Annotated in this window: 2 protein-coding genes; both read left to right on the top strand. The window is 53.9% G+C overall.

What is annotated here, in order from left to right:
- Positions 1-248: hypothetical protein (locus tag ACO6V1_RS23220; RefSeq protein WP_422468872.1), on the top strand; the 248-nt coding region annotated here is incomplete at its 5' end.
- A gap of 110 nt (positions 249-358) precedes the next feature.
- Entirely contained in the window at positions 359-3127 is a 2769-nt protein-coding gene (locus ACO6V1_RS23215) for a hypothetical protein (RefSeq protein WP_422468870.1), read from the top strand.

Genomic DNA, 3127 nt, shown 5'->3' with positions numbered 1-3127 from the left:
CACCAGAATGTCAGAACGATCAGGTTGCTGCTGATTCTTCCTGTTTTCCCTCTACAGAGTTCATCAATCTGTTCCGCTTAGGCGCTGTCACAAACATAGGGCAACCATCGTATTACGCTTCCGGAACCGCTTTCAGGGTAGCCACCAGCAGATCCCAGAACCTGGCAACGCTCTGGATATGGACTTTCTCATCCGGAGAGTGCGGGAAGCGGATGGTTAGGCCACGTGAAGTCAGTTTTTTGCATTAAGAAAAAAACATAACCCGGGAACTTTTCCATCACTGGATGGATCAATGATGCCAAGTATTTTTTGTACATATTTCCAATGTACTTTTATGCAACATCATCGAGGCCTGTTTATGATTCAGCAACCTATTCAGCAGTCCATTCAGCAACCAATTTATGACAGCGCTTCCCAACGTTCAGGGAATGGCGTCGAACATTCCTGGCTCGGCCATGGCGTTGCTGTTGCTAAAGCATTTGTGAAATCATTGATTCCGATGGAAGATCCTCACTTCAGTATTAATCCCGATAAAGCACTGGAAGGTATTGGGCGACTGGCCACGGCAACTATCGTGCCGTTGAGTCCCATCCTTTTCATAGCGAAAGATATTGCCGATGCCTGGTTCGGTAGCTGTGTGCCCGGTCCGGATGTCAAACCGGAATTACCACAGACATCAAAAGCAACCGGGGAAGAGGCTCAGGAAAAAGAACCCGGCTCGAAAGACGTACCCCTTCAACAGCCATCCACGGCCCGCTATCAAGGGAGTCAGGGATCCAGAGGACTGCTTGCACTTGGCACACTGGCCAGCTCTTTTCAGTATGCCAATTCGAATGCCAGTGCCAATGGTTCAATACCCATAAAGATTTATGATGCAAAAACCCTGGGCATGATTGGCCGAAATGACAGCTATCCACTGAACGGTACATACCAACAGACGGCGGATATTGTTGTCACTCAAGACTATCAATCCATTGGCAGTGATACCGATCCATTCACCGGGCAGTACGATGGGCAGTGCCGTACTATCAGCGACCTGCCTGACTGTCTTGTTGACACTCTGAAAGGCAGCATCAGTGACCTTCACTTGACTGGTGCCAATATAATAAATTCCACGAAGGTGACTGGGGTAGCAGCCTGTGTTGTTGATATTAATGGCACAGTCATTGGTGTCCGGGCCGAAAATGCTCGTATTTCCACCTGGGGTGACAAAGCTTACGCGGGCATTGGGGGAGGGGAGATTAAAGGAACGGTTGCCAACATCACGGCGGTGGACAGCACGGTCGAAACCTCGGGTGAACGTGCATACGCCGGCATCGGGGGGGGGCTGGTTCACGATGGAGGAATGGTTGCCAACACCACGGCGGTGGACAGCAGGGTAGAAACCTCGGGTGAACGTGCATACGTCGGCATCGGAGGGGGGTGGGTTTCTGGAATGGTTGCCAACACCACTGCGGTGAACAGCACGGTCAAAACCAACAAGGGTGAACGTGCATACGCCGGCATCGGGGGGGGGGTGATTGTCAAAGGAACGGTTGCCAACACCACGGCGGTGAACAGCACGGTCGAAACCTCGGGTAAAGATGCACACGCCGGCATCGGGGGGGGGATGATTTTCAAAGGAAAGGTTGCCAACACCACGGCGGTGAACGGCACGGTCGAAACCTCGGGTAATTATGCATACGCCTGCATCGGGGGGGGGGTTGTTAAAAACGGAACGGTTGCCTGCACCACGGCGGTGAACAGCAAGGTCAAAACCTCGGGTGTAGGTGCATACGCCTGCATCGGGGGAGGGCAGGTTACCTATGGAGGATCGGTTGCCAACACCACGGCGGTGAACAGCACGGTCGAAACCTTGGGTGAAGGTGCATTCGCAAGCATCGGGGGAGGGGCGGTTTTCGATCAAGGAACGGTTGCCTGCACCACGGCGGTGGACAGCACGGTCGAAACCTCGGGTAAAAATGCACACGTCGGCATTGGGGTAGGGCAGGTTACCGATGGAGGAAAGGTTGCCAACACCACGGCGGTGAACAGCAGGGCCGAAACCTCGGGTGAACGTGCATGCGCAGGCATCGGGGGGGGAGCGGTTTACGATCAAGGAACGGTTGCCTGCACCACGACGGTGGACAGCACGGTCGAAACCTCGGGTAAATATGCACACGCAGGCATTGGGGTAGGGCAGGTTACCAATGGAGCAACGGTCGCCAACACCACGGTGGTGAACAGCACGGTCGAAACCTCGGGTGAAGTTGCATGCGCCGGCATCGGGGTGGGCCTGGTTCATAATGGAGGAAAGGTTGGCAGCACCACGGCGGCGGGCAGCAAGGTCGAAACCTCGGGTAAATATGCATACGCCGGCATCGGGGGAGGGCTGGTTTCCAATGGAGGAACGGTTGCCAACACCACGGCGGTGAACAGCACGGTCGAAACCTCGGGTAAATATGCATACGCCGGCATCGAAGGAGGGGAGGTTCGTGATGGAGGAAAGGTTACCAACACCACGGCGGTGAATAGCTATGTCATCATGAAAAAGAATTTTGGACCTGAATCCAATGAGCAGCTTCTTTGCCAAAAAGCTGACCCACGCGTGTTAACAGCCAATTGCGCTTTTGGACCTGAATCCAATGAGCAGCTTCTTTGCCAAAAAGCTGACCCTCGTGTGTTAACAGCCAATTGCGCTTCGGGAACTGAATTTCTGGATGCGTTGGATTTTTCGTACGGTGATGTTTGCCCGGTAAATGCCGCTACAGTGTCAACAACCGCTTCGGCGTCAACTGCCGCGACAGAGTCAACCGCGGCGGCGTCAGCAGCCGCCATAGTGTCAACAGACGCTAGAGTATCAACAGCGGCTACAGCATCAACAGCCGCTACAGCATCAACAGCCGCTACAGCGCTCATTACCACAGGTACACTTGTGGCAGCGGGCGGATTGGCGATTGTCGGCTATTCAACCTATCAATGGATTAACGGTTACCGGCACGGGTTGCGTGGTAAGGAGCTGGCGAAGAAACCCCTGACTCGTGGTAAAGAACTGGCTAGCGCTGCGGTCAACTCGGTATCACATGGTTGTCAGGGAATCAGAGAACGAATGAACAGGCAGAGAGTTCCTGCACTCAGCAGCGTATGA

This window comes from Endozoicomonas sp. ALC013, from assembly GCF_049310205.1.
Taxonomy (GTDB): Bacteria; Pseudomonadota; Gammaproteobacteria; order Pseudomonadales; family Endozoicomonadaceae; genus Endozoicomonas.
This window is presented reverse-complemented; position numbering and strand designations above follow the sequence as displayed.

Excerpts from the sequence above, each read along its gene's own strand:
- ACO6V1_RS23215 (WP_422468870.1), top strand. The coding sequence starts at position 359 with ATGATTCAGCAACCTATTCAGCAGTCCATTCAGCAACCAATTTATGAC.